This is a genomic window from Pseudomonas sp. 2995-1, from assembly GCF_002742505.1.
In the GTDB taxonomy this organism is placed as follows: Bacteria; Pseudomonadota; Gammaproteobacteria; order Pseudomonadales; family Pseudomonadaceae; genus Aquipseudomonas; species Aquipseudomonas sivasensis.
Map to the genome: position 1 here is coordinate 1 of NZ_LJSA01000576.1, position 279 is coordinate 279.

General features: G+C 39.1%; 1 protein-coding gene. It reads left to right on the forward strand.

Translation table 11 applies throughout. From position 1 onward, the window contains the following. Positions 1-9: 9 nt before the first annotated feature. A partial coding sequence (locus AOA61_RS27845; RefSeq protein ID WP_256583507.1) for a gamma-glutamyltransferase occupies positions 10-279 on the forward strand: 270 nt, incomplete at its 3' end.

Consider the following 279-nt stretch of genomic DNA (forward strand, 5'->3'; position numbering starts at 1 on the left):
GCCCAATCCATTGAATTAGTATTTGGGAGTAAAACCGTGGCCGATGGATTAGGCTTCTTTTATAACAATTATATGAGTGCTTTTGAATATAAAAATATGACTCATCCATATTATCTTTTACCTGGCGGAAAACCTTGGAGCAGTGTTGCACCGGTCTTATTGTTCAAAAACGGAAAACCTCAGTTTTTATTAGGAAGTCCAGGAAGTAGCCGTATCTCAACAGCTTTAGCACAAGTAATCACACGAGTTGTTGATGGAGGGGAATCTTCGGATAAAGCT